The sequence below is a fragment of the Curtobacterium sp. UCD-KPL2560 genome (assembly GCF_001705035.1).
Taxonomy (GTDB): Bacteria; Actinomycetota; Actinomycetes; order Actinomycetales; family Microbacteriaceae; genus Curtobacterium.
The window spans coordinates 21466-46833 of record NZ_MCIG01000001.1; the positions used below are offsets into that span (position 1 = coordinate 21466).

Annotated in this window: 22 protein-coding genes and 1 pseudogene; 13 read left to right on the forward strand and 10 right to left on the reverse strand. The window is 70.5% G+C overall.

Translation table 11 applies throughout. The features are described from left to right. Positions 1–61 precede the first annotated feature (61 nt). Positions 62–844, reverse strand: a complete 783-nt coding sequence (locus BEP24_RS00110) for an ABC transporter ATP-binding protein (protein ID WP_065959006.1) — start codon at positions 842–844, stop codon at positions 62–64. A gap of 9 nt (positions 845–853) precedes the next feature. Continuing rightward, complete coding sequence (gene glgA, locus BEP24_RS00115) at positions 854–2053, reverse strand: glycogen synthase (protein WP_065959009.1); 1200 nt, start codon at positions 2051–2053, stop codon at positions 854–856. Between the two features lie 47 nt (positions 2054–2100). On the opposite strand from glgA, the gene glgC reads away from it, so the two are divergent. Then, on the forward strand, positions 2101–3342 hold the full coding sequence (gene glgC / locus BEP24_RS00120) for a glucose-1-phosphate adenylyltransferase (RefSeq protein WP_065959011.1): 1242 nt from the start codon (positions 2101–2103) through the stop codon (positions 3340–3342). A 113-nt stretch (positions 3343–3455) separates the two neighbouring features. After that, positions 3456–4094: a phosphoserine phosphatase SerB gene (gene serB / locus BEP24_RS00125; protein ID WP_065959012.1), complete on the forward strand. Its 639-nt coding sequence runs from the start codon at positions 3456–3458 to the stop codon at positions 4092–4094. Between the two features lie 23 nt (positions 4095–4117). On the opposite strand, the gene fabG is transcribed toward serB, so the two are convergent. After that, positions 4118–4831, reverse strand: a complete 714-nt coding sequence (gene fabG, locus BEP24_RS00130; RefSeq protein ID WP_065959014.1) for a 3-oxoacyl-ACP reductase FabG — start codon at positions 4829–4831, stop codon at positions 4118–4120. 165 nt (positions 4832–4996) lie between these two features. On the opposite strand from fabG, the gene BEP24_RS00135 reads away from it, so the two are divergent. From BEP24_RS00135 to BEP24_RS00145, 3 genes and pseudogenes are all read left to right on the forward strand, one after another. Continuing rightward, positions 4997–5497, forward strand: a complete 501-nt coding sequence (locus BEP24_RS00135) for a DUF3099 domain-containing protein (RefSeq protein WP_065959015.1) — start codon at positions 4997–4999, stop codon at positions 5495–5497. Further along, positions 5497–5703: pseudogene (locus BEP24_RS00140) on the forward strand (hypothetical protein); the annotation flags it as partial. The gene BEP24_RS00135 and the pseudogene BEP24_RS00140, both read left to right, overlap by 1 nt. Positions 5704–5801: 98 nt before the next feature. Further along, positions 5802–6797, forward strand: a complete 996-nt coding sequence (locus BEP24_RS00145) for an SURF1 family protein (protein ID WP_083229934.1) — start codon at positions 5802–5804, stop codon at positions 6795–6797. Between the two features lie 189 nt (positions 6798–6986). On the opposite strand, the gene BEP24_RS00150 is transcribed toward BEP24_RS00145, so the two are convergent. Next, positions 6987–8585, reverse strand: coding sequence for an ABC-F family ATP-binding cassette domain-containing protein (locus tag BEP24_RS00150; RefSeq protein WP_065959018.1), 1599 nt, complete (start codon positions 8583–8585; stop codon positions 6987–6989). 116 nt (positions 8586–8701) lie between these two features. Here BEP24_RS00150 and BEP24_RS00155 point away from each other — a divergent pair, with 116 nt between their 5' ends. Then, on the forward strand, positions 8702–9301 hold the full coding sequence (locus BEP24_RS00155; protein ID WP_065959021.1) for a biotin transporter BioY: 600 nt from the start codon (positions 8702–8704) through the stop codon (positions 9299–9301). A gap of 316 nt (positions 9302–9617) precedes the next feature. Here BEP24_RS00155 and BEP24_RS00160 read toward each other — a convergent pair whose 3' ends face one another. From BEP24_RS00160 to sufB, 5 genes are all read right to left on the reverse strand, one after another. Then, entirely contained in the window at positions 9618–9947 is a 330-nt protein-coding gene (locus BEP24_RS00160) for a metal-sulfur cluster assembly factor (protein ID WP_022902786.1), read from the reverse strand. A 2-nt stretch (positions 9948–9949) separates the two neighbouring features. Continuing rightward, on the reverse strand, positions 9950–10723 hold the full coding sequence (sufC, locus tag BEP24_RS00165; protein WP_065959025.1) for a Fe-S cluster assembly ATPase SufC: 774 nt from the start codon (positions 10721–10723) through the stop codon (positions 9950–9952). Between the two features lie 103 nt (positions 10724–10826). Beyond that, positions 10827–11156: a non-heme iron oxygenase ferredoxin subunit gene (locus tag BEP24_RS00170; protein ID WP_065959027.1), complete on the reverse strand. Its 330-nt coding sequence runs from the start codon at positions 11154–11156 to the stop codon at positions 10827–10829. Then, positions 11153–12439 (reverse strand): Fe-S cluster assembly protein SufD, encoded by a 1287-nt coding sequence (sufD, locus tag BEP24_RS00175; protein ID WP_065959030.1) that lies wholly within the window; start codon positions 12437–12439, stop codon positions 11153–11155. Before sufD ends, BEP24_RS00170 begins: the two co-directional genes overlap by 4 nt. Beyond that, the gene (gene sufB / locus BEP24_RS00180; protein ID WP_065959033.1) at positions 12439–13857 is read right to left on the reverse strand and encodes a Fe-S cluster assembly protein SufB; all 1419 of its coding nucleotides are present in this window, start codon (positions 13855–13857) and stop codon (positions 12439–12441) included. Before sufB ends, sufD begins: the two co-directional genes overlap by 1 nt. Positions 13858–14121: 264 nt before the next feature. On the opposite strand from sufB, the gene BEP24_RS00185 reads away from it, so the two are divergent. After that, positions 14122–15108: a COX15/CtaA family protein gene (locus BEP24_RS00185; RefSeq protein ID WP_083229936.1), complete on the forward strand. Its 987-nt coding sequence runs from the start codon at positions 14122–14124 to the stop codon at positions 15106–15108. Between the two features lie 396 nt (positions 15109–15504). On the opposite strand, the gene BEP24_RS00190 is transcribed toward BEP24_RS00185, so the two are convergent. Further along, the gene (locus BEP24_RS00190; RefSeq protein WP_065959037.1) at positions 15505–16437 is read right to left on the reverse strand and encodes a heme o synthase; all 933 of its coding nucleotides are present in this window, start codon (positions 16435–16437) and stop codon (positions 15505–15507) included. Positions 16438–16820: 383 nt separating this feature from the next. Between BEP24_RS00190 and tkt the strand changes: the two genes are divergently transcribed. The 6 genes from tkt to pgl all read left to right on the forward strand — a co-directional run bounded on the left by tkt (position 16821) and on the right by pgl (position 25181). Beyond that, positions 16821–18914 (forward strand): transketolase, encoded by a 2094-nt coding sequence (gene tkt / locus BEP24_RS00195; protein WP_065959040.1) that lies wholly within the window; start codon positions 16821–16823, stop codon positions 18912–18914. 134 nt (positions 18915–19048) lie between these two features. After that, positions 19049–20161 carry a transaldolase gene (gene tal / locus BEP24_RS00200; protein ID WP_065959043.1) on the forward strand — a complete coding sequence of 371 codons (1113 nt, stop codon included), beginning with the start codon at positions 19049–19051 and terminating at the stop codon, positions 20159–20161. Next, a complete protein-coding gene (locus BEP24_RS00205) occupies positions 20162–21760 on the forward strand; it encodes a glucose-6-phosphate isomerase (protein ID WP_065959046.1) in 1599 nt (532 codons plus the stop codon). It abuts the gene before it with no gap. Positions 21761–21783: 23 nt separating this feature from the next. Then, positions 21784–23322: a glucose-6-phosphate dehydrogenase gene (gene zwf / locus BEP24_RS00210; RefSeq protein WP_065959048.1), complete on the forward strand. Its 1539-nt coding sequence runs from the start codon at positions 21784–21786 to the stop codon at positions 23320–23322. Further along, complete coding sequence (locus BEP24_RS00215) at positions 23319–24263, forward strand: glucose-6-phosphate dehydrogenase assembly protein OpcA (RefSeq protein WP_065959052.1); 945 nt, start codon at positions 23319–23321, stop codon at positions 24261–24263. The genes zwf and BEP24_RS00215 overlap by 4 nt, the downstream gene beginning before the upstream one ends. Positions 24264–24410: 147 nt before the next feature. Then, positions 24411–25181: a 6-phosphogluconolactonase gene (pgl, locus tag BEP24_RS00220; protein ID WP_065959056.1), complete on the forward strand. Its 771-nt coding sequence runs from the start codon at positions 24411–24413 to the stop codon at positions 25179–25181. Positions 25182–25368 lie beyond the last annotated feature (187 nt).

Here is a 25368-nt window from a genome sequence, read left to right on the forward strand (position 1 = left end):
CTACGTTACCAGACGACCGGCCCGCACGGGAGCATCCGGGCGGGTGTGGAGCGGCGCGTCGTCAGGACGCGCGAGCCGTCCAGCGACCCGCGTCCTTCGTGACGGTGAGCCCGATGCCGAACGCCGTGGACAGCGTCTCGCCGGTCAGGACCTCGTCGATCGGACCGGCCGCCTGCACGTGTCCGTCGGACAGCACGAGTGCGTGCGTGAAGCCCTCGGGGATCTCCTCGACGTGGTGTGTGACGACCACGATCGCGGGCGAGTCGCTGCTCTGGGCGTAGCCGCCGAGGGTGCGGACGAGGCTCTCGCGGGCGCCGAGGTCGAGCGACGCCGCCGGCTCGTCGAGGAACAGCACCTCGGGGTCGGTCATCACGGCGCGGGCGATCTGGACGCGCTTCTGCTCACCGTCGCTCAGCTCGCCGAACGTCCGATCGGTGAACGACCCGAGGCCCCACTCGTCGAGCACGCGCTGGGCACGGCGGACGTCGAGCTCCTCGTACTCCTCGTTCCAGCGCCCGGTGACCGCGTACGCGGCGGTGAGCACGACGTCGACGACCTTCTCGGTCACCGGGATGCGGCGCGCGAGTGCCGTCGACGCGAAGCCGATGCGGGGCCGCAGCTCGGCCAGGTCCGCGCTGCCGAGCTCGGTGCCGAGCACCTCGACCGAACCGGACGTCGGGAAGGTCTGCGCGCCGGCCACCTGCAGCAGCGTGGTCTTGCCCGCGCCGTTCGCGCCGAGCACCACCCAGCGCTCGTCGTCCTGCACCTCCCACGAGATCCCGTCGAGGATGGTGGACCCGTTGCGGACAACGGAGACGTCTGACAAGCGCACGACCGAGGGCATGGCCCCAGCCTACGGCTTCTGTGCGAGCACCTCGTCGTAGACCTGCCGTGTCCGGCGGGCGATCGCGTCCCACGTGAACTCGGTCTCGACGCGCAGGCGGCCCGCGCGTCCCATGAGCTTCGCGAGGCCCTCGTCGGCGAGCACCTCCTCGAGCGTCGCGGCCAGGTCGGCGACGAACCGGTCGGGGTCGTTCGGCGTCCCGGTGCCGTCCTGCGCCTGGTCGATCGGCACGATCCGGCCGGTCAGGCCGTCCGCGACGACCTCGGGGATGCCGCCGGTCCGCGTGCCGACGACGGGGATGCCGCACGCCATGGCCTCGAGGTTGACGATGCCGAGGGGCTCGTAGATCGAGGGGCAGACGAAGACCGTGCCGGAGGACAGGACGTTGACGATCTCCTGGTGCGACAGCATCCGGTCGATCCAGACGACGCCCTCGCGCTCGGTCCGGAGGGACTCGACGAGCCCGGTGACCTCGGCCATGATCTCGGGGGTGTCGGGCGCGCCCGCGCAGAGCACGACCTGGACGTCCTCGGGCAGCGACGCGACCGCGCGGAGCAGGTAGGGCAGACCCTTCTGCCGGGTGATGCGGCCCACGAACACGACGCTCCGCTTGCCGGGGTCGATGCCGAGCGCCCGGACGGCGTCCTCGTCGACGGTGGGCTTCCACGCGTCGATGTCGATCCCGTTGTAGACGACGCGGACCTTCGCCGGGTCGATCGACGGGTACGAGCGGAGGATGTCGGCGCGCATGGCCTTCGACACCGCGATGACCCCGTCGGCGTTCTCGAACGCGTCACGTTCCATCCAGCTGGACAGGCGGTAGCCGCCGCCGAGCTGCTCGGCCTTCCAGGGGCGCAGCGGCTCGAGGCTGTGCGCGGAGACGACGTGCGGGATGCCGTGCGTCAGCTGGGCGATGCGGCCCGCGGCGTTCGCGTACCAGGTGTGCGAGTGCACGATGTCGGCGCCCGCGACGTCGGCCGCGATGGCGACGTCGGTGCCGAGGGCCTGGAGCGCGCCGTTCGCGTTCTCCAGACCGGCGGGCGTGCGGTACGCCCACACGTCGGGTTCGTCACGGAAGGCCCCGAAGGCCCGGACACGGACGTCCGTCTCCGTCCCCGACCGCAACGCAGCGGTGAGTTCGGCAACGTGGACACCCGCTCCGCCGTAGACCTCCGGCGGATACTCCCTGGTCAGCAGATCGACTCGCACTGGTTCAACGTAACGGGTTCACTGTCCGGACGCCTACTGTGAACCACATGGCACCAAAGAAGGTATTCGGCATCGTCCTCGCCGGTGGCGAGGGCAAGCGGCTCATGCCGCTCACGGCCGACCGCGCGAAGCCCGCAGTCCCGTTCGGCGGCAACTTCCGCCTCATCGACTTCGCGCTCTCCAACCTGGTCAACTCCGGGCTGCAGAAGATCGTGGTCCTGACGCAGTACAAGTCGCACAGCCTCGACCGCCACGTCGCCGAGACCTGGCGCATGGAGGGGCTCCTCGGGTCCTACGTCGCGTCGGTGCCCGCGCAGCAGCGACTCGGCAAGCGCTGGTTCGCCGGCTCGGCCGACGCGATCCTGCAGTCGCTCAACCTGCTCCGTGACGAACGCCCCGACATCGTCGTCGTGGTCGGTGCCGACCACGTCTACCGCATGGACTTCCACCAGATGATCGAGGCCCACATCGCCTCCGGCCGCAGTGCCACGGTCGCGGCGATCCGTCAGCCGATCGGTCTCGCCGACCAGTTCGGCGTCATCCAGGTGGACGAGGAGGACCCGACCAGGATCGACGCGTTCCTCGAGAAGCCGAAGGACGCCGTCGGCCTGGCCGACTCCCCCGACGAGATCCTCGCGTCGATGGGCAACTACGTCTTCAACGCCGACGCGCTCGTCGACGCCGTGCTCCGCGACGGGCAGATCGAGACGAGCAAGCACGACATGGGCGGCGACATCGTCCCCGACTTCGTGGCCCGTGGCGACGCCGGCGTCTACGACCTCAAGGGCAACGACGTGCCGGGGTCGAACGAGCGCGACCGGTACTACTGGCGCGACGTGGGGACGATCGACTCGTTCTTCGACGCCCACATGGACCTCATCGCGCCGGTGCCGGTGTTCAACCTGTACAACCAGGACTGGCCGATCTTCAACCAGCAGACGAACCTGCCCCCGGCGAAGTTCGTGCGCGACGCAAACGGCAACACCGGCTCGACCGTCGACTCGATCGTGTCGCTCGGCTGCCTGCTGTCCGGCGCGCAGGTCGAGCGCAGCGTGATCGGTCCGTGGTGCGGGATCGACTCCGGCGCGAAGGTCCTCGACTCGATCGTGTTCGAGCGGGCCTCGATCGGTGCCGGCGCCGTCGTGAACCGCGCCATCCTCGACAAGGACGTCGTGATCGCCCCCGGCGCCCGGGTCGGCGTCGACCGCGAGACCGACGAGGCCCGCGGCTTCACGGTCACCGAGTCCGGCATCACGGTCGTCGGCAAGGGCGTCCGCGTGGAGGCCTAGGCAGGTCCACCGACCGCCACGCCCGGTCGCGTCCACGACGCGGCACCGGGCCGGGAGGCGCGGCTGACGTCACGGACGTCGGCCGCGCCTCCTGCTGTCGGTACCGTTGGTCCGTGCCCCGCTTCCTCGTCGTCCTCGATGCCGACTCCACGCTGCTCGAGGACGAGGTCATCGAACTGCTCGCCGACCACGCCGGGACCCGGCCACAGGTGCAGGCGGTGACGGAGCGCGCCATGCGCGGCGAACTCGACTTCGCCGCGAGCCTGCGGGAGCGGGTCGCGACCCTGGCGGGCCTCCCGGCCGAGGTGTGCACCCGCGCGCAGCAGGCGGTCCGCGTCACGCGGGGTGCGGACGACCTGGTCCGCGGCGTGCACGCCGCCGGCGGGACCGTCGGTGTGGTGTCGGGCGGGTTCCACGAGGTGCTCGACCCGTTCGCGGCGCGCCTCGGGCTCGACCACTGCCGGGCGAACCGGCTCGAGGTCGTCGACGGCGTCCTCACCGGGCGGGTGTCCGGCGCGGTCGTCGACGCCGCGGCGAAGGCCGAGACCCTGCGCGCCTGGGCCGACGAGGACGGCGTGCCCATGACGCGGACGGTCGCGGTCGGGGACGGGGCGAACGACCTCGTGATGCTCGGCGTCGCGGCGCTCGGGGTGGCGTTCGACGCGAAGCCGCTCGTGCGCGAGCGGGCGGACGTGGCGGTCGTCGACCGAGACCTGTCCGCGGTGCTCGCGACCCTCGGGCTGCGCGGCTAGCGCGGACGCCGGCCGCGGTCGGGCTAGTGACCCATCCCGAGGCCGCCGTCGACCGGGATGACCGCGCCGGAGACGTACCCGGCACCGTCGCCGGCGAGGAACAGCGTCGCCTCGGCCACGTCGTCCACGGTGCCGTAGCGCGCCGCGGGGATCTGCTTCTTGAACTCGGCCTGCAGCTCCTCGGGCAGCGCGGCGGTCATGTCGGTCTGGATGAAGCCGGGCGCGACGACGTTCGCGGTGATGCCGCGGGAGCCGAGCTCGCGCGTGATCGACCGGGCCATGCCGACGAGGGCGGCCTTCGACGACGCGTAGTTGACCTGACCGACCTGGCCGTAGGCGCCGACGACGCTCGACATCAGGACGATGCGGCCGAACTTCGCCTTCATCATGCCCTTCGTGGCGCGCTTGACGACGCGGAAGGTGCCCGTGAGGTTCGTGTCGACGACGCTCGTGAAGTCCTCCTCGGACATGCGGAGCAGCAGCTGGTCGTTCGTGATGCCGGCGTTGGCGACGAGGACCTCGATCGGCCCGAGCTCCGCCTCGACCTGCGAGAACGCGGCGTCGACCGAGGCCGAGTCGGTGATGTCCGCGGCGACCGTGAGCGCACCCTCGGGGCCGCCCTGGCCGCTGCGGGAGGTCACGGCGACGCGGTGCCCGGCGGCGACGAAGCGCTCCGCCAGGGCGTGGCCGATACCGCGGTTGCCGCCGGTGATGAGGACGGTACGGGGGGTGCTCATGGTCGCTCCGTTCGGTGGTGTGGGGCTCGGCGTGCCGTCGGTCTCCCGGCCGGACACGCCCGGACGAGCGTACCGGAGCCGATCCCCGCACTTGTCCCCCGCGCGGCGGGGTGACTGTCGGTGGTGCGGGCTTAGGGTTGTCGGAGACCGAGGGAAGAACACGGGATGAAGTCGACGCAGCGGTACCAAGAGCAGCGACGTCACGACGCCGGTCGTCGTGGGGCGCGACAGCTCCAGAGCACGAACAGCATCACGTCCTTGCCGGACTCGCCCGAGCAGGACCGGGCGCACCGCCTGTCCCGCTACGTGTGGCAGATGGGCGTCCGCGTCGTGTGCTTCGTCGGGGCGGTGCTCATCTGGACCACGTGGCACACCTGGCTCGCGGTCATCCCGATCGTCCTCGCCGCCGTGATCCCGTGGGTCGCGGTCATCGTCGCGAACGCCGGCAACCACAGCGAGAGCGACCTCGTGTCCCCGGCCGGTGCGATCGAGCTCTACGACGCGGTCGACCCGCGGCTCCGCGAGCAGCAGGAGGACGCGCGGGCCGAGGCCTACCGTGCCGAGCAGGAACGCCTCCGCGAACAGGCCCAGCACGCGCAGGAAGAATGGCAGCGCAACGGCGACCGCTCCCGCGTCTGGTCCTCCAAGTCCCGAGCGCACCGCTGATGGGGGCGACGTTCGACCTCTTCACCGAGCCGGGCTCGACGCCGGTGTGCTCCCGTGCCGGGTGCACGAACACCGCGGAGTGGCGGATCAACTGGCGCAACCCGCGCATCCACTCGGTCGACCGCGTGAAGATCTGGGCGGCGTGCGAGGAGCACTGCGACTTCCTCGCCGACTACCTGCGGTCCCGCTCGTTCCCGGTGCGGGTGACCGGCATGCAGGAAGAGGTCGACCACCTGGACGACGTCCGTGCGCGTGAGGACGCCCCGAAGAACGACGTCGGGGTGCGTTCCTCCGGAACCGGGCGATGACCCAGGAGTTCGACCCGAGCACCCGGTACGGGCGCAAGCACGCGGCGAAGATCCGGCAGCAGGCCGGCGGACGACCGCCCGTCGACCCCGACACCACGCCGTCGTCCGACCGCGATGGCGGACCGGGCACCGGCGGCCCCACGCCAGGGTGGCACTTCGTCCGCAGTCGTCGCTGGCTGGGCTACTTCGCGATCGCCGTCGCGTTCGCGATCATCTGCACGCTGTTCGGCATGTGGCAGTGGAACCGCCGGAACGAAGCCGTGCGGGTGAACGAACAGATCGCCACGAACTACGACCACACCCCGGTGCCCCTCGACCAGGCGCTCCCCCGGGCGTCGAGCTGGGACGACGACCAGACCTGGCTGCGGGTCGAGGTCACCGGACGCTACGACACCGACGAGCAGCTGCTCGTCCGGAACCGGGTGCACAACGGCCAACCCGGCTTCGAGGTGCTCACGCCGCTCGTCACCGCCGACGGTCGTGCGTTCGTGGTCGACCGCGGCTGGGTGCCGACCGGCAACGCCCAGGACGCGCCCGACCACGTCCCGGCGCCGCCGTCGGGCGAGGTCACGGTCACCGCACGCCTGCAGCAGAGCGAGCCGCGGATCCCCGGGCGCACCGACCCGAAGCACACCGACCAGGTCCAGTCGGTCACCCTGCCGGACGTCGCGGACAAGGTCGACGTCCCGATCTGGACGGGTGCGTACGGCCAGCTCGCCACCGAGCGCCCCGGGCCCACCGAGGCACGGCCGCTCGGCTGGGACCGCCCCTCGGCCGACACCGGGCTGCACCTCAGCTACTTCATCCAGTGGTTCCTCTTCGCGTTCGGCGGTTTCGGCTTCCTGGCCTACGTGATGGTGCAGGAGTACCGCAACCTCAACCAGGACGACCCCGAGGAGCGGGAGCGCGCGCTCGAACGGCAGCGGCGCAAGGACGCCAAGCCGCGGTCGGACGACGAGGTCGAGGACGCCCTGCTCGGCGCGCAGCGCTGACGACCGGCGCCGCACCGAACCGAACCGACGACCGGCGCACGGCGCCGACGACGCGGCAACAGCGCCGACCTCCACCGTCGGCGCGCACCGCTCGACGGACGGACGGACGGACAGACGGACGGGAGGCGCGGTGCCAGCCGGCACCGCGCCTCCCGTCCGGTGGGTGCGCCGACCGGCGCACCCTGGGCGCTACGCGAGCTCGATGAGCTCGGCGTAGTCCTTGTTCCAGTGGTCCTCGGTGCCGTCCGGGAGCAGCAGGACCCGCTCGGGGTTCAGGGCCTCGACCGCCCCGGCGTCGTGCGACACGAGCACGACGGCACCCTCGTAGCCGGCCAGCGCGCCGAGGATCTCCTCGCGCGACGCCGGGTCCAAGTTGTTGGTGGGCTCGTCGAGCAGCAGCACGTTCGCGCCGGAGACCACGATCATCGCCAGGGACAGGCGGGTCTTCTCGCCGCCGGACAGGACGCCGGCCTTCTTGTAGCCGTCGTCACCCGTGAACAGGAACGACCCGAGCACCCGACGGGCCTCGGTCTCGTTGAGCTCGGTGGACGCCGAGACCATGTTCTCGATGACGGTCCGGTTCACGTCGATGTTCTCGTGCTCCTGTGCGTAGTAGCCGATGCGCAGGCCGTGGCCGGGCTGGATCTCCCCCGTGTCGGGCTGGTCCGCGCCCGCGAGGATACGCAGCAGGGTCGTCTTGCCGGCACCGTTGAAGCCGAGGATCACGACGCGCGAACCGCGGTCGATCGCCAGGTCGACGCCCGCGAAGATCTCGAGCGACCCGTACGACTTCGACAGGCCCTCGGCCATGAGCGGGGTGCGACCGCACGGCACCGGCGTCGGGAAGCGCAGCTTCGCGACGCGGTCTGCGACGCGCTCGTCCTCGAGCCCGGCGAGCAGCTTGTCGGCGCGCGCGACCATCTGGTGCGCCGCAGCGGCCTTCGACGCCTTCGCCCCGAAGCGCGCCGCCTGGTCCTTGAGGGTCGCGGCCTTCTTCTCGGCGCTCGCGCGCTCCTTGCGGCGGCGCTCCTCGTCGGCGGCACGCTGGCGCTGGTACAGCTTCCAGCCCATGTTGTAGATGTCGATGCTCTGCCGGTTCGCGTCGAGGTAGAAGACGCGGTTCACGACCTCGTCGACGAGTTCGACGTCGTGCGAGATCACGATGACGCCGCCCGGGTAGGTCTTGAGGTGCTCCCGGAGCCACACGACCGAGTCGGCGTCGAGGTGGTTCGTCGGCTCGTCGAGGATCATCGTCTCGGCGTCCGAGAACAGGATCCGGGCGAGCTCGATGCGGCGGCGCTGACCGCCGGACAGGGTCTTCAGCTGCTGGTCGAGGATCCGGTCCGGCAGCTTGAGGTTCGACGCGATGGACGCCGCCTCGGCCTCGGCCGCGTAGCCGCCGAGCGCGTTGAACTGGTCGTCGAGCCGGCTGTACCGACGCATGGCCTTCTCGGAGACGGCCGGGTCCTCGCTCGCCATGTCCAGTGTGGCCTGCCGGATGCCCTCGACCAGCTCGCCGAGACCACGGGCGTCGAGGATGCGCTTGCGTGCCGTGTCCTCCGGGTTGCCGGAGCGCGGGTCCTGCGGCAGGTAGCCGATCTCCCCGGTGCGCTCGATCTTGCCGCCGGTCGGCTGCGTCTCACCCGCGAGGGCCTTCGTCATCGTGGTCTTGCCGGCGCCGTTGCGCCCGACCAGACCGATCTTGTCGCCCTTCTCGACGCGGAACGACACGTCCTCCATGAGGAGTCGGGCCCCGACGCGGATCTCGAGTTCGTGCACGGCAAGCACAGAGGACGTCCAATCAGTTGGTGGTTTTGCACAACGGTGTGTGCGGGAGGTGCACCGCTACGCTGACGGGACCGATGGTCACCGAACGGGACCAGCAGTCCATTCTAGGAGAATCCATGACGAACGCCACCGGGTTCGCTCGCCGCGCAGTCCTCGCCGACCGTCTTCGGACCCACGGCCTCGCCACGAAAGTCGCACTCGTCGCCGGTGGAGCGCTGTTCACCGCCGCCATGGCACAGGTGCAGGTCCCGATGTGGCCCGTGCCGATCACCGGGCAGACGCTCGCGGTCGTCCTCGTCGGCGCCACCCTCGGTGCCCGCCGTGGCATGCTCTCGCTGCTCGTCTACGCGGTCGCCGGGCTCGCCGGTGCGCCGTTCTTCGCCGAGGCCTCCGGCGGCCTCGCAGCGCTGGCCTCGCCGAGCTTCGGGTACGTCGTCGGCTTCGTCCCCGCCGCGGGCGTCGTCGGCTGGCTCGCTCGTCGCGACTGGGACCGCAAGGTCGGCCGCGCCACCGTCGCCATGCTCCTCGCGAGCGCGATCCCCTTCGTCACGGGGCTGCCCTGGCTCGCGGTCGTGCTCGGTGAGCTCGGCGCGCCGAACGACCTGCAGTCGGTGCTCGCCGCCGGCCTCTACCCGTTCGTCGTCGGCGGTGTCGCCAAGGCGCTCATCGCCGCGGGTCTGCTGCCCCTCACGTGGAAGCTGGTCGGCCGCCGCTGACGCAGCGCGCCGACGCTGCGTCGTGACGCAGCGTCCCGCCGACGAGGGCCCCGCACCGGACGGTGCGGGGCCCTCCGTCGTTCGGGGGGCGGCCACGACCGGGCGGGACACGCCGTGGGTCCAACGCCGAGCGGGCCGGACCGGTCGGCCCCACGCGGGGAGGGTGACGAAACGGTCCCGCTCGGCGGTGCCCTGCGCCGACGACGGACAGGAGGCGTGGTGCCGTCGGATCCGCCCGGCGGCGCCCCGCACCGACGACGGACGGGAGGCGCGGTGCCAGCTGGCACCGCGCCTCCCGTCCGTCCGGTGGTCGCGACTAGATCGAGAAGCCGAGCGCGCGCATCATCTCGCGCCCGTCGTCGGTGATCCGCTCCGGACCCCACGGCGGCATCCACACCCAGTTGATGCGGAACGCGTCCACGATGCCGTCCAGCGCGTTGGCCGTGTCGCCCTCGATGACGTCGGTCAGCGGGCAGCCGGCGCTCGTCAGCGTCATGCTGATGACGAGTGCGTTGGCCTCGTCGTCCATCGCGAGGTCGTAGATCAGGCCGAGGTCGACGATGTTCACGCCGAGCTCGGGGTCCTGGACCTCCTTGAGGCCCTCGACGACCTCGTCGAACTTCTCCGGGGAGAGTGCGGTGATCACGGTCACTCCGCCGTCGTCGCGGCAGCGGCCTGCACGTAGCGGTCGTAGCCCTCGTTCTCGAGACGCTCGGCGAGCTCGGGGCCGCCCTGCTCGGCGACCTTGCCCGCGACGAACACGTGCACGAAGTCCGGCTTGATGTAGCGGAGGATGCGCGTGTAGTGCGTGATGAGCAGCACGCCCAGGCCGGTCGCGGCCTTGGCGCGGTTGACGCCCTCGGACACGATCTTCAGCGCGTCGACGTCGAGGCCGGAGTCGGTCTCGTCGAGCACCGCGAACCGGGGCTTGAGGAGCTCGAGCTGCATGATCTCGTGGCGCTTCTTCTCGCCACCGGAGAAGCCCTCGTTGACGTTGCGCTCGGCGAACGCCGGGTCCATCTTGAGGTCGGCCATCGAGCTGCGGAGGTCCTTGACCCAGCCGCGGAGCGCCGGGGCCTCGCCGTCGATCGCGGTCTTCGCGGTGCGCAGGAAGTTCGACACCGTGACGCCCGGGATCTCGACGGGGTACTGCATCGCGAGGAACATGCCCGCCCGGGCGCGCTCGTCGACGCTCATCGCGAGGACGTCCTCGCCGTCGAGGGTGATCGAGCCGCCGACGACGTGGTAGCGCGGGTGACCAGCGATCGTGTAGGCCAGGGTCGACTTGCCGGACCCGTTCGGCCCCATGATCGCGTGGATCTCGCCCTCGTTGATGGTGAGGTCGACACCCTTCAGGATCTCCTTCGTGCCCTGGTCGGTGTCGATCGAGACCTGCAGGTCGCGGATTTCCAGAGTGGACATTGCGTGTGTTCCTTCGTTTGCGGTCGTGCCGCGGACGAGCCGCGGGAAGTCGTTGCGCCCGGTCGGGCGACGGGCACGAGGCCGGTCGACGGACCGGGGACGGTCAGTCGACGGGTACGGGGTCGTGGACGTCGACGTACACGTCGCCGTCCCGGACCTCGACCCGGAAGACCGGGACCGGCTCGTAGGCCGGGAAGTTCTGCGGCTTGCCGGTGGCCAGCGAGAACCGCGAGCCGTGCGCCCAGCACTCGAGGGTGTCCCCCTCGACGAAGCCCTCGGCCAGCGAGATGTCGCCGTGCGTGCAGGTGTCGCCGATGGCGTGCACCGCACCCGCGGAGTCCTTCACGATCGCGACCGCTGTGCCGTCGACGACGACCCGCATCGGGCTGTCGACGGTGATCTCCGACTCGGCGCAGACCTTCTCGGCCATCAGGCGTCCGCCTGCTCGGCGCCGGCCTCGGGCTCGGCGATCACGGTCCGGCCGGCGGCGAGCTCCTGCTCGACCGCGGCGATGAGGCGCTCCTCGAGCTCGGGTGCGCCGATCTTCTGGATGACCTCGACGAGGAAGCCCAGGACGACGAGGCGACGGGCTTCTTCCTCGGGGATGCCGCGGGCCTGCAGGTAGAACAGCTGCTCGTCGTCGAAGCGCCCGGTCGCACTCGCGTGCCCGGCGCCCTCGATGTTGCCCGTCTCGATCTCGAGGTTCGGGATGCTGTCCGCACGCGTGCCGTCCGTGAGGACCAGGTTGCGGTTCTGCTCGTACGAGTCGGTCCCGTCGCCGGCACGGCCGATGAGCACGTCGCCGATCCAGACCGTGTGCGCGCCCTCGCCCTGCAGCGCGCCCTTGTAGTTGACCCGACCGCGCGTGTTCGGCGCGTCGTGGTTCACGTAGACCTGCTGCTCGATGTACTGCCCGGCGTCCGCGAAGTACACGCCGTACATCTCGGTGTCCGCGCCCTGTGCCCCGAGGTGCGTCGACGGGTTGACGCGCACGACGTCACCGCCGAGCGAGACGACCACGTGCTTGAGGAAGGCGTCACGGCCGACCTCGGCGAACTGCGTCGACACGTGCACGGCGTCGTCGTCCCAGTCCTGCAGGCTGACGACGGTCAGGCGAGCGCCGTCCCGCACGACGATCTCGACGTTCTCGCTGAGCAGTGCGGACCCGCGGTTGTCGATCACGACGATGCCCTGCGCGTGCTGCTCGGCGGTGATGACCGTGTGCGCGGCACGAGCCTGCGAGCCGAAGTCCGACCGCGTGATCGTGATCGACTCGTGGGCCTCGGTCGCCTTGATCGTGACCTTCAGCACAGCGTCGCGTGCGGTCCAGGCCGCCGCGGCCGCACGGTCCTCCGGCAGGCCAGCGGTCCCGACGGCCGGGTCGTCGCTGCGACCCCACTCGACGTCGGCACCCGCGGTCTGACGGGCGAGGAACGGGTACGCGGATCCGTCGAGCCCGCCGTCGAGCAACGGCTGCAGCTTGGCGATCGGCGCGAACTTCCAGTTCACCTCGCGCCCGGTCACGGGCGGGAAGGCTTCGAGGTCACCGGACTGCGGACGCTCGGAGCGCGTCTGGACCGGGACCTTCTTCTCGGCGCCGTCGGCGGTCGGGGCGTCCCAGCCGCCGTCGGAGTGCGCCTTCGCGCCGTGCTGCTCCGAGCCSGGGGCCGGGGCGACCGGCTGGTCGATGCGGGGGGTGGGCGTGGTGCTGCTCACTAGCCGACGGATCCTTCCATGCTCATCTCGATGAGCTTGTTGAGTTCGAGTGCGTACTCCATCGGGAGCTCGCGGGCGATCGGCTCGATGAAGCCGCGGACGATCATCGCCATCGCCTCGTCCTCGGGCATGCCGCGGGACATGAGGTAGAACAGCTGCTCCTCGCTCACGCGCGAGACCGTGGCCTCGTGGCCGAGCTGCACGTCGTCGACGCGGATGTCGATCGCCGGGTAGGTGTCACTGCGGCTGACCGTGTCGACCAGGAGCGCGTCGCACCGGACGGTGTTCGCCGCGTGGTGGGCGCCCGGGTCGACCCGGACCTCGCCGCGGTACCCGGCACGACCGCCACCGCGGGCGATGGACTTCGAGACGATCGACGACGTCGTGTACGGCGCCATGTGGATCATCTTCGCGCCGGCGTCCTGGTGCTGACCCGGACCGGCGAACGCGACCGAGAGGGTCTCGCCCTTGGCGTGCTCGCCAGCGAGGTAGATCGACGGGTACTTCATCGTGACCTTGGAGCCGATGTTGCCGTCGATCCACTCCATCGTGGCGCCCTCGTGCGCGATGGCACGCTTGGTCACGAGGTTGTAGACGTTGTTCGACCAGTTCTGGATCGTCGTGTAGCGCACACGGGCGTTCTTCTTCACGATGATCTCGACCACGGCGGAGTGGAGCGAGTCCGACTTGTAGATCGGCGCGGTGCAGCCCTCGATGTAGTGGACGTAGGAGTCCTCGTCCGCGATGATCAGCGTCCGCTCGAACTGGCCCATGTTCTCGGTGTTGATCCGGAAGTAGGCCTGCAGCGGGATCTCGACGTGCACGCCCTTCGGGACGTAGACGAACGAGCCGCCCGACCACACGGCGGCGTTCAGCGCGGCGAACTTGTTGTCGCCGGCCGGGATGACGGAGCCGAAGTACTCCTCGAAGAACTCCGGGTGCTCGCGGAGCGCCGTGTCGGTGTCCATGAAGATGACGCCCTGCTGCTCCAGGTCCTCGCGGATCTGGTGGTAGACGACCTCGGACTCGTACTGCGCGGCGACACCGGCGACGAGGCGCTGACGCTCGGCCTCGGGGATGCCGAGGCGCTCGTAGGTCGCCCGGATGTCCTCGGGCAGGTCTTCCCAGGACTGCGCCTGCTTCTCGGTCGACTTGACGAAGTACTTGATGTTGTCGAAGTCGATGTCCGACAGGTCGGCACCCCAGGAGGGCATCGGCTTGCGGTCGAAGAGGGTCAGGGCCTTGAGCCGGTTCTTCAGCATCCACTCCGGCTCGGACTTGCGAGCCGAGATGTCGCGGACGACCTCCTCGGACAGGCCGCGGCGGGCGGAGGCCCCGGCGGTGTCGGAGTCGGACCAGCCGAACTCGTACTGGCCGAGCCCTTCGAGCTCGGGACGGTCGATGAGCACGTCGGACATGGTCTCCTCAATTCTCTTCGCGGCAGCTGCAGCCGGTGCAACCGGTCGGTGTCGGACGACATTCCACCGCAGACCCCCGACACGGTGCTGCCGTGTGCCGCGGACGCGGTGTTGCTGCCTCGCAACGTCGATGGTCCCACGCAGTCCCCGGATCGATCGGCGATCACGGCCCATTCGGAGCCGGCGCCTGCCTAGACTTGACTGCTGCTGAACCCTCGAATCCTACAGGCTCAGCGCACCGAACAACAGGAAGGCACCATCCTCGTGACCCGCGTCGGACCACCCGTCGAACAGCACGTCGCACACGACGGCCGGACCGCACGGTGGTGGTCCCTCCCCCGGGCGGTCGACCCCCGCGTGATCTGGCTCGCGTGGGCGTCCTTCGTGGTCGAGGTCGTCCTGATCGGCACCGGCGGGCTCGTCCGGCTCACGGCGTCCGGGCTCGGCTGCCCGACGTGGCCGAAGTGCACGGCCGAGTCGCTCGTGTCGACGCCCGAGATGGGCATCCACGGCGTGATCGAGTTCGGGAACCGGCTCCTCACCTTCGTGCTCGTCGTCGTCGCGATCGCCACCTTCCTGGCCGTCGTCCGGATGCGCCGCACCCGCCCGGAGCTGTTCTGGCTCGCCTTCGCCCAGGGCATCGCCATCCCGGTGCAGGCGGTCATCGGTGGCCTGAGCGTGCTCACGAACCTCAACCCGTTCGTCGTCGGCCTGCACTTCGTGGTCTCGGCGACCCTCGTGGCGGTCACCGCGACGCTCGTGTACCGGTCGATGAACGGCCCCCGCGCCGCGGCCCGTCTGGTCCCGGCGTGGTACACCGGCGTCGTCCGTGCGACCGTCGCGGCCGTCGCGGTCACGGTGCTCGTTGGCATCCTCACGACCGGGAGCGGCCCGCACGCCGGCGCCGACGAAGCCGTCGACGGCGGACGACTCCACCGCACGGGCTTCGACCCGCAGCTCATGGAGCACCTGCACGCGGTCCCGGCCTACGTCCTGTTCGCCCTGACGCTCGTCCTCGTCGCCGGTGCGGTGGTGCTGCGCATGTCGAGCCGGTGGGCACTCGTGCTCCTCGTCGTCGAGTTCGTGCAGATCGCGGTCGGCCTCACCCAGGCGCGCACCGGCCTCCCCGTCGGACTCGTCGGCACGCACATGGTCCTCGCGGGTCTGCTCGTCGGCGCGGTCACGGTCGTCGTGCTCTCGACGCGCGCGAGCGCCGGTCGCCAGGCCGTGCGGGAGCCCCTGCACGCCTGACCCGTCCACACCACTGGACGATGCCCCGCGCGCCCTCGGCGCGCGGGGCATCGTCGCGTCCGGGCGGACGGCGTCGCACGCGCCCGGCGCGCGCGACATCGTCGACGTCGAACGACAGCGGCGATGACGCAGACAGCCGCCCCGCGGACACTCGGCCGCGTCGTGCGACGACTCCGACGTCGGACGACAGCGGCGATGACGCCGGACAGCGGCGGGGCCCCTGCGACCGGACCACCCACGCGACGGGAGGCGCGCAACCAGCCCGCCACGCTCCTCCCGGCCTGCCACCCGTCGGACGGGAGGCGCGCAACCAGCCCGCCACGCGCCTCCCGGCCTGCCACCCGTCGGACGGGAGGCACGGATCCGGCCAGTCGGCGCGGCGCGCGACCCGCGGGACTAAACCGAGAAGGTGAAGACCTGCGGCAGCAGCGGGTCGATGCCCACGGCGATGAACAGCAGCGTCAGGTACGTGATGGAGCTGTGGAACACGCGCATCGGCTGGACGTGCTCGACGTGCTGGATCGCCCGCGAGTACAGGCGGTGCGACTCGACGACGAACCAGATGCCCCCGGCCAGCGCGACCACGGTGTAGAGCGGACCCATGTTCGCGACGGGCACGAGCAACAGCGAGCAGACGAGCGTCGCCCACGCGTACAGGACGACCTGGAGCCCGACGACCGTGCGGCCCCGCACGACGGCGAGCATCGGCACGTCGGCGGCGTCGTAGTCGTCGCGGTACTTCATCGACAGCGGCCAGTAGTGCGGCGGCGTCCAGAGGAAGATCACCATGAACAGGATGATCGGCGTCCAGGACAGCGAACCGGTGACCCCGGCCCAGCCGATGAGCACGGGCATGCAGCCGGCCGAGCCACCCCAGACGATGTTCTGCGGCGTCCGACGCTTGAGCCAGAGCGTGTAGACGCACACGTAGATGAGGATCGCGACGACGCTCAGCGCGGCGGCGAGCCAGTTGACCAGGAACCCGAGGACCGCGGTCGACAGGACGGCGAGCACCCACGAGAACACCAGGGCCTCGCGGTCGGACAGCTCCCCCGTCACGAGCGGACGCGTGCTCGTGCGCTTCATCAGCCGGTCGATGTCGCGGTCGATGTAGCAGTTGAACGCCGAGGCGGAGCCCGCAGACATCGCGCCGCCGAGCATCGTCCAGAACACGAGCCAGAGGTCCGGCACGCCGCGTTCGGCGAGGAACATCGTCGGCGCGGTCGTCACGAGCAGCAGCTCCATCACGCGCGGCTTCGTCAGCGAGACGTACGCACGGACCTTGCGGGACAGCGTCGAACGGGGTCGATCGGTGTCCGGCCGGGTCACGGTGGCAGTCGGCAAGGGAACCTCAGTCTGTTCGCATCGGCTCGCACACTCGGTGGACGGCTCCGTCGTCGTCGGGGCGTGCGTCGACCCGGAATGCACACGGGTCACCGTCAGTTTAGGCCATCACGGCGCCGCGACGATGCCCCGCCCCGCCGGACCGGTCGACGTCCGACACCAGACCGTGTCACCTGAACACCTTCTGAGTACGTGGTCACTATGCTGGGGGTGCCCTCCCGCAGTGCGTGCCCCGAAGACGTCGGCCGCACCGTGCCGGATCGGCCGCCGCTCGACGGCGACACGACACACGGCCCGGGACGGCGACCATGTCCGTGCGATGGCACGAGCCCTCGCACATGTCGCAACAACGAAGGGTCTACATCCAAGTGGCTGAATTCACCTGGGACGCCATCGACCGGAAGGCCGTCGACACGGCACGGGTCCTCGCCGCCGATTCGGTCGAGGCCGCCGGCAACGGTCACCCCGGCACCGCGATGAGCCTCGCTCCCGTCGCCCACCTGCTCTTCCAGAAGGTGATGCGTCGCGACCCCAGCGACTCCACCTGGATCGGCCGCGACCGCTTCATCCTCTCCGCCGGTCACGCCTCGATCCTGCAGTACGTGCAGTTCTACCTGCACGGCTACGGCCTCGAGCTCGAGGACCTGCAGCACCTGCGCAAGTGGGGCTCGAAGACCCCGGGTCACCCGGAGTACGGCCACACCGACGGTGTCGAGATCACCACCGGCCCGCTCGGCCAGGGCCTCGCCTCGGCCGTCGGCTTCGGCTACGCGCAGCGCTTCGAGCGCGGCCTGTTCGACCCGGAGACCGCCGACGGCGAGTCGCCGTTCGACCACTTCACCTACGTGATCGCCGGTGACGGCGACATGCAGGAGGGCGTCACGAACGAGGCCGCGAGCCTCGCCGGTCGCCAGCAGCTCGGTCGCCTGGTCGTGTTCTACGACTCGAACCAGATCTCGATCGAGGACGACACCGACATCGCCTTCTCCGAGGACGTCGCGGCTCGCTACGAGGCGCTCGGCTGGCACGTCCAGCACGTCGACTGGAAGAAGACCGGCGAGTACTCCGAGGACGTCGAGTCCCTGTACCGCGCCGTCGAGGCCGCCAAGGCCGAGACCACCAAGCCGTCGCTCATCGTCCTCAAGACGATCATCGGTTGGCCGTCGCCGACCAAGCAGAACTCCGGCAAGATCCACGGCTCGGCCCTCGGTGCCGACGAGCTCAAGGGCCTCAAGGAGGTCCTCGGCTTCGACCCGGAGAAGACCTTCGAGGTCGACCCCGAGGTGCTCGAGTACACCCGCGGCGCCATCGCCAAGGGCCAGGCCGAGCACGCCGAGTGGCAGCAGACCTTCGACGCGTGGGCCGCGGCCAACCCGGAGAAGAAGGCGATGCTCGACCGCATCAACTCGGGCGAGCTCCCCGAGGGCCTCGAGGAGGCCCTCCCGGTGTTCTCCACCGAGAAGGAGGTGTCGACCCGTGCCGCCTCCGGCAAGGTGATCAACGCCATCGCGCCGCTCATGCCCGAGTTCTGGGGCGGTTCGGCGGACCTCGCCGAGTCGAACCTGACCACCATCGAGGGCGCCAAGTCCTTCGGTCCCGCCGAGGCGAGCACGAAGACCTGGTCGACCGACCCGTACGGCCGCGTGCTGCACTTCGGCATCCGCGAGCACGCGATGGGCTCGATCCTGTCGGGCATCGTCCTGCACGGGAACACCCGCCCCTTCGGCGGCACGTTCCTGATCTTCAGCGACTACATGCGCCCGGCCGTCCGTCTCGCCGCGCTCATGGGCGCGCCGGCGATCTACGTCTGGACGCACGACTCCATCGCCCTCGGCGAGGACGGCCCGACGCACCAGCCGATCGAGCAGCTCACGGCCCTCCGTGCGATCCCGGGTCTCGACGTCGTCCGTCCGGCCGACGCCAACGAGGTCGCGTACGCCTGGCTCGAGATGCTCAAGCACAAGGACCGCCCGGCCGGCATCGCGCTGAGCCGCCAGAATCTCCCCGTCTTCGAGCGTGGCGAGGGCGAGGCGTCCGGCGAGACCTTCGCCTCGGCGAAGAACGTCGGCAAGGGTGCGTACATCCTGGCCGAGGCGCCGAACGGCACCCCGGACGTGATCCTCATCGCGACCGGTTCCGAGGTCCAGATCGCGGTCGACGCACGCGAGCAGCTCAAGGGCGAGGGCATCAACGCCCGCGTCGTGAGCGCGCCGTCGCTCGAGTGGTTCTTCGAGCAGTCGGAGAACTACCGCGACCAGGTCCTGCCGAAGGACGTCACCGCCCGCGTCTCGGTCGAGGCCGGCATCGGCATGAGCTGGCGCGACATCGTCGGCGACAAGGGCCGCAGCGTCTCGATCGAGCACTTCGGTGCGTCGGCCGACTACCAGCGTCTGTTCGCCGAGTTCGGCTTCACGACCGAGCACGTCGTGGCCGCCGCCAAGGAATCGATCGCAGCTTCCTGACCCACCGGGGCCGGGTCCGGGACACCGGATCCGGCCCTCCTGCCGGGAGGCGCGGCTCGGCTCCGCCACGCGCCTCCCGTCCGCAGGACCCAGACTCAACGGCCCCACACGGGCCCGTCACAGAAGAAGGAACCATGGCTGAGAACACCCCCACCGCCGCCCTCTCCGAGGTCGGCGTCAGCATCTGGCTCGACGACCTGTCGCGCGAGCTGCTCGAGACCGGCAAGCTGACCGAGCTCATCGAGCAGAAGAACGTCGTCGGCGTCACCACCAACCCGACGATCTTCGCCTCGGCCCTCGCCAAGGGCGAGCGCTACGACGCGCAGGTCAAGGAGCTCGCCGCGGCGGGCACCGACGTCACCGCGGCGATCTTCGAGATCACCACGCAGGACGTCGCGAACGCGTCCGACGTCTTCAAGCCGATCTACGACGAGACCAAGGGCTTCGACGGCCGCGTCTCGATCGAGGTCGAGCCGGGCCTCGCGCACGACACCGCGAAGACCATCGAGCAGGCCAAGTTCCTGTTCGACAAGGTCGGCCGCGAGAACGTCCTCATCAAGATCCCCGCGACCGTCGAGGGCCTCGAGGCCATCACCGAGGTCATCGGTGCCGGCATCTCGGTGAACGTCACCCTGATCTTCTCGCTCGAGCGCTACCGCGCCGTCATCGACGCCTACCTCGGTGGGCTCGAGAAGGCCAAGGCCGCCGGCCACGACCTGTCGGAGATCCACTCGGTCGCGTCGTTCTTCGTGTCGCGCGTCGACTCCGAGATCGACAAGCGTCTCGACGCCGTCGGCACGGACGAGGCGAAGGCCCTCAAGTCGAAGGCCGGCATCGCGAACGCCCAGCTCGCCTACCAGGTCTGGACCGAGCTCTTCTCCACCGAGCGTGCCCTCGGCCTGCTCGAGGCCGGCGCGAACACGCAGCGTCCGCTCTGGGCCTCGACCGGCGTCAAGGACCCGTCGCTGCCCGACACCCTGTACGTGACGGAGCTCGCCGCGCCGAACACCGTGAACACCATGCCGGGCAAGACGCTCGACGCCACGTTCGACCACGGTGAGATCCACGGCGACGCCATCGCCGGCTCGTTCGACGACGCCCAGCAGGTCCTCGACCAGCTCGCCGCCGTCGGCATCGACTACGACGACGTCGTGGCGCTGCTCGAGAAGGAGGGTGTCGACAAGTTCAACGTCTCCTGGGGCGAGCTCGTCGACACGGTGAAGACCGCGCTCGAGAACGCCAAGTAAGTGACGGTCTCCATCGCTGCCACCGGCGACGCCGCACGGGCCGTCGAGACGACGGTCCCGCGGCTCGTCGCCGACCTGGTCGCGTCGGGCATCACCGCGCAGGACCCCGAGCTCTGGGGTCCGGACGCCGAGGCCGAGGCGTCGAAGCGCCTCGGCTGGGTGGAGGCCGTCGCGGTCTCCCGCCCGCTCGTCGCCGAGATCACCGCGCTGCGGGACTCGCTCCGTGCCGAGGGGATCGACCGCGTCGTCCTCGCCGGCATGGGCGGCTCCTCGCTGGCGCCCGAGGTGATCACGCGCACGGCCGGCGTCCCGCTGACGGTGCTCGACTCGACCGACCCCGCCCAGGTGCGGGCAGCGGTGGAGCACGACCTCGAGCGCACGGTGCTCGTGGTCTCGTCGAAGTCCGGCTCGACCGTCGAGACGGACGCACAACGCCGGGTGTTCGAACAGGCGTTCCGTGACGCGGGGCTCGACCCCGCGTCACGGATCGTCGTCGTCACCGACCCGGGTTCGCCGCTCGAAGCGGCGGCCACCGACGCGGGACACCGCGTCTTCACGGCCGACCCGAACGTGGGCGGCCGGTTCTCGGCGCTCACCGCGTTCGGTCTCGTTCCCTCCGGGCTCGCGGGCGCGGACATCGCCGAGCTGCTCGACGAGGCCGAGGCGATCTCGGTCCTCCTCGCGGTCGACACCGACGAGAACCCGGGCCTCGTGCTCGGTGCCGTGCTCGCCGGGACGCAGCCCCTCCGGGACAAGATCGCGATCGTCGCGGACGGCACCCACATCGTCGGCTTCGGCGACTGGGCCGAGCAGCTCATCGCCGAGTCGACCGGCAAGGACGGTCGCGGACTGCTCCCGGTGGTGCTCGACCCCGACTCCCCCGAGATCACGGCCGGTGTGCCCGACGTGCAGGTCGTGCGCCTCGTCGGTTCGCGCGACGACGAACGCCACGTCGACGACGGCGAGGTCGAGATCGCCGGCTCCCTCGGCGGTCAGCTCCTGGTCTGGGAGTACGCCGTCGCGGTCGCCGGCCGCCTGCTCGGCATCGACCCGTTCGACCAGCCCGACGTCGAGGCCGCGAAGGCGGCCACGCGCGAGCTGCTCGACGCGCGCCCCGCACCGTCGGAGCCGGCCTTCGTCGAGGACGGCACCGCCGTCCGCGCGACGCCCGGACTCGCGGTCGGGACCTCCATCGCCCAGGCCGTGTCGAGCCTCCTGGCCGAGGTGGACGCGACCGGCTACCTGGCCGTGCAGGCCTACGTCGACCGCACCGCGAACGCCGACCTGGCGTCGCTGCGCGACGCCTTCGCGGCCCGCACGGGCCGCCCGGTCACGTTCGGCTGGGGCCCCCGGTTCCTGCACTCGACCGGCCAGTACCACAAGGGCGGTCCCGCGAACGGTGTGTTCCTGCAGATCGTGGCGGACCACGCCGACGACCTCGCGATCCCCGGTCGGCCGTTCACGTTCGGCCAGCTCATCCAGGCCCAGGCCGCCGGGGACGCGAGCGTCCTCGCCGCGCACGGCCGCCCGGTCCTGACCCTCACGACGACGGACGTCGCCGCTGTCACCACAGCACTGCGCTCCGCCGTCTCCCTCTGACTCTCGAAGGAGTTCACCGACTCATGTCACCGGTGGCTGTCACCCCGGAGCACAACCCGCTCCGGTTGCCGACCGATCGTCGACTGAACCGGATCGCGGGACCGAGCACCCTCATCATCTTCGGCGTGACGGGCGACCTGTCACGCAAGAAGCTGATGCCCGCGGTCTACGACCTCGCGAACCGGGGGCTCCTGCCGCCCGGGTTCGCGCTGGTCGGGTTCGCCCGTCGCGACTGGGAGGACCAAGACTTCTCCCAGCTCGTGCACGACGCGGTCAAGGAACACTCACGCACCCCGTTCGACGAGGACGTCTGGCGTCAACTCGAACAGGGCATCCGGTTCGTCCAGGGCTCGTTCGACGACCCCGAGGCGTTCCGCGAGCTCAAGCGCACCGTCGACACCCTCGACGAGGAGCGCGGGACGCTGGGCAACCACGCGTTCTACCTGTCCATCCCGCCGAAGATGTTCCCGGTCGTCACCGAGCAGCTCAAGCTGTCCGGGCTGACCGAGCAGCGCGAGGGCTCCTGGAGCCGCGTGGTCGTCGAGAAGCCGTTCGGGTCGGACCTCCGCACCGCACGGGAGCTGAACGCGATCGTCGAGAGCGTGTTCGCGCCCGACGACGTGTTCCGCATCGACCACTACCTCGGCAAGGAGACCGTCCAGAACCTGCTGACGCTCCGGTTCGCGAACCAGATGTACGAACCCATCTGGAACTCGAACTACGTGGACCACGTGCAGATCACGATGGCCGAGGACATCGGCGTCGCCGGTCGTGCCGCGTACTACGACGGCATCGGCGCGGCGCGCGACGTCATCCAGAACCACCTGCTGCAGCTCCTCGCCCTCACCGCGATGGAGGAGCCCGTCTCGTTCAAGGCCGGACACCTCCGCGCCGAGAAGGAGAAGGTGCTCTCCGCGGTGCGCCTGCCCGAGGACCTCGCCACGGCGACGGCCCGCGGTCAGTACGCCGGCGGTTGGCAGGGCGGCGAGAAGGTGCTCGGCTTCCTCGAGGAAGCGGGCATGAACCCCGAGTCCACGACCGAGACGTTCGCGGCCATCAAGCTCGACATCGCCACCCGCCGCTGGCAGGGCGTGCCGTTCTACCTGCGCGCCGGCAAGCGTCTGGGCCGACGGGTGACCGAGATCGCGATCGTGTTCAAGCGCGTCCCCGAGGACGTCTTCGGCATCCCGCAGTCCCCCCTCGGACAGAACGCCCTGGTCATCCGCGTCCAGCCGGACGAGGGCGTGACCCTGCGCTTCGGCTCGAAGGTCCCCGGCGTCGGTACCCAGGTGCGCGACGTGACGATGGACTTCGGCTACGGCCACGCGTTCACCGAGGCATCCCCCGAGGCGTACGAGCGACTCATCCTCGACGTGCTCCTCGGCGACCCGCCCCTGTTCCCCCGGCACCAGGAGGTCGAGCTCTCCTGGAAGATCCTCGACCCGATCGAGGAGTTCTGGGCCACGCAGGGCCAGCCCGAGCAGTACCGTCCCGGCACGTGGGGTCCGGCCTCGGCCGACGACCTGCTCGCCCGTGACGGCCGGACCTGGAGGCGTCCATGAAGATCGACCTGCCCGACACCACGGTCTCGAAGATCCAGAAGACCCTGGTGCACATCCGCGAGGAAGGTGGCGCCGTCGCCCTCGGCCGCGTCCTGACCCTCATCATCTCGACCGGCCTCGGCCACGAGGAAGAGGCGATCTCGGCCGCGAACGAGGCGTCCCGCGAGCACCCGATGCGCGTCATCATCGTGTCGAAGAACGCCGGGGACACGAAGTCCCCGGGTCGCCTCGACGCCCAGATCCGTGTCGGCAGCGACGCGGGTGCGAGCGAGGTGATCGTGCTCCGCGCCTACGGCGAGACCGCGACCGACGAGGAGAGCCTGGTCACCGGCCTGCTCCTGCCGGACGCCCCGGTCGTCGCGTGGTGGCCGCAGCACGCCCCGGAGCAGCCCGCCGCGTCGGCGCTGGGCCGGATCGCGCAGCGTCGCATCACCGACGCCGCCGCGCAGAAGGACCCGAACCGGGCGATCGAGGCCCTCGGCGCGACCTACGTTCCGGGTGACACCGACTTCGCCTGGACCCGTCTGACGCTCTGGCGGAACCAGCTCGCCGCGGCGCTCGACCAGCCGCCCTACGAGCCGATCACCGGCGTCGAGGTCTCCGGTGCGAGCGACAGCCCGTCGACGATCCTGCTCGCCGCGTGGCTCCAGCTGCAGCTCCAGGTCCCGGTCCGCGTCGTGACGTCGCCGCGGGCCACGGGGTCGAGCGGCATCCACGGGGTCAAGCTCGAACGTGCCTCGGGCGTCATCGACCTCGAGCGTTCCCTGGTGGACGTCGCCACGCTCTCGATGCCGGGCCAGCCCACGCACGACCTGTCGCTGCCGCGCCGCAACCTGCGCGACTGCCTGGCCGAGGAACTCCGTAGACTCGACCCTGACGTCCTCTTCGGGGACGTCGTCAAGCACGGGGTACCCCAGCTCCGCGAGTCGATCGCGGGCTAGCACCCACACACGGTCGGCCGGACGGGCCGGGAACGAGCGTCACCGACGCCGGGCCCGGCCCTCCGATCGGCCGGACCGGCCGGCCGAGGCCTCCGGTCGGACCGAAGGCGGTCGCACCCGATCGGCCGCCACGAACACGGGAGTCACGTGACCAACGAACGACGGGTGCTGGTGCACCCGGACAAGCAGGCCCTCGGCGCATCCGTCGCCGCTCGCTTCATCACGAAGATCATCGACGTGCTGGACGAGCAGGAGCGTGCCGACATCGCCATCAGCGGCGGTTCGGTGTCGACGCTCGTCCTCGCCGCGATCGGGCAGTCCCCCGCGCGCGAGAGCGTCGACTGGTCGAAGGTGCACGTCTGGTGGGTCGACGAGCGCTGGGTCGCCGAGGGCGACACCGACCGCAACGTCACCGGTACCCAGACCGACTTCCTCGACCACGTCGGGATCCCCGCCGAGAACGTGCACCCGATGGCCGCGTCCGACGCCGGGCTCTCCATCGACGAGGCCGCCGCGCAGTACGAGCGCGAGCTGCAGGACGCCGCCCCCGAGGGTGCCGTCGCGCCGCGCTTCGACATCACGCTGCTCGGCGTCGGCCCCGACGGGCACACCGCCTCGCTCTTCCCCGAGTTCCCGCAGCTGTCGGTCACCGACCGCGCGGTGCTCACGGTCGACGACTCCCCCAAGCCGCCGCCGCAGCGTCTGACGCTGTCGTTCCCGGTCATCAACGCGTCGCAGCGGGTCTGGGTCATCCTGTCGGGTGCCGAGAAGGCGTCGGTGCTCGGTCTCGCCCTCGCCGGCGCCGCGGTGGACGAGGTCCCCGTCGGTGGCGTGCAGGGTCGCAAGCGCACGGTGTTCTTCGTCGACCAGGACGCGGCGCGCGACGTACCCGAGAACCTCATCGCGTCGACGTACTGACGCGCGCGACGACGGACGGGAGGCGCGGTGCCAGCTGGCACCGCGCCTCCCGTCTTCCGTGTGTCCAGTGACCCCCGAGGGTCCAGAATTCTGGCATCTCGCGGCCGGCACGAGCTCGCAGTGCGACCTCGCAGGACGCCACGCGGCGTTTCGCGGAACCTCGACGAGCGCGCCTCGGCTTGTTGCA

Coding starts and splice junctions, on each gene's coding strand:
- sufB (WP_065959033.1), bottom strand. CDS start 13,857: ATGTCCGACGTGCTCATCGACCGTCCCGAGCTCGAAGGGCTCGGCCAG.
- BEP24_RS00215 (WP_065959052.1), top strand. CDS start 23,319: ATGAAGATCGACCTGCCCGACACCACGGTCTCGAAGATCCAGAAGACC.
- BEP24_RS00110 (WP_065959006.1), bottom strand. CDS start 844: ATGCCCTCGGTCGTGCGCTTGTCAGACGTCTCCGTTGTCCGCAACGGG.
- BEP24_RS00155 (WP_065959021.1), top strand. CDS start 8,702: ATGACGAACGCCACCGGGTTCGCTCGCCGCGCAGTCCTCGCCGACCGT.
- BEP24_RS00135 (WP_065959015.1), top strand. CDS start 4,997: ATGAAGTCGACGCAGCGGTACCAAGAGCAGCGACGTCACGACGCCGGT.
- fabG (WP_065959014.1), bottom strand. CDS start 4,831: ATGAGCACCCCCCGTACCGTCCTCATCACCGGCGGCAACCGCGGTATC.
- glgC (WP_065959011.1), top strand. CDS start 2,101: ATGGCACCAAAGAAGGTATTCGGCATCGTCCTCGCCGGTGGCGAGGGC.
- zwf (WP_065959048.1), top strand. CDS start 21,784: ATGTCACCGGTGGCTGTCACCCCGGAGCACAACCCGCTCCGGTTGCCG.
- sufC (WP_065959025.1), bottom strand. CDS start 10,723: ATGTCCACTCTGGAAATCCGCGACCTGCAGGTCTCGATCGACACCGAC.
- BEP24_RS00145 (WP_083229934.1), top strand. CDS start 5,802: ATGACCCAGGAGTTCGACCCGAGCACCCGGTACGGGCGCAAGCACGCG.
- tal (WP_065959043.1), top strand. CDS start 19,049: ATGGCTGAGAACACCCCCACCGCCGCCCTCTCCGAGGTCGGCGTCAGC.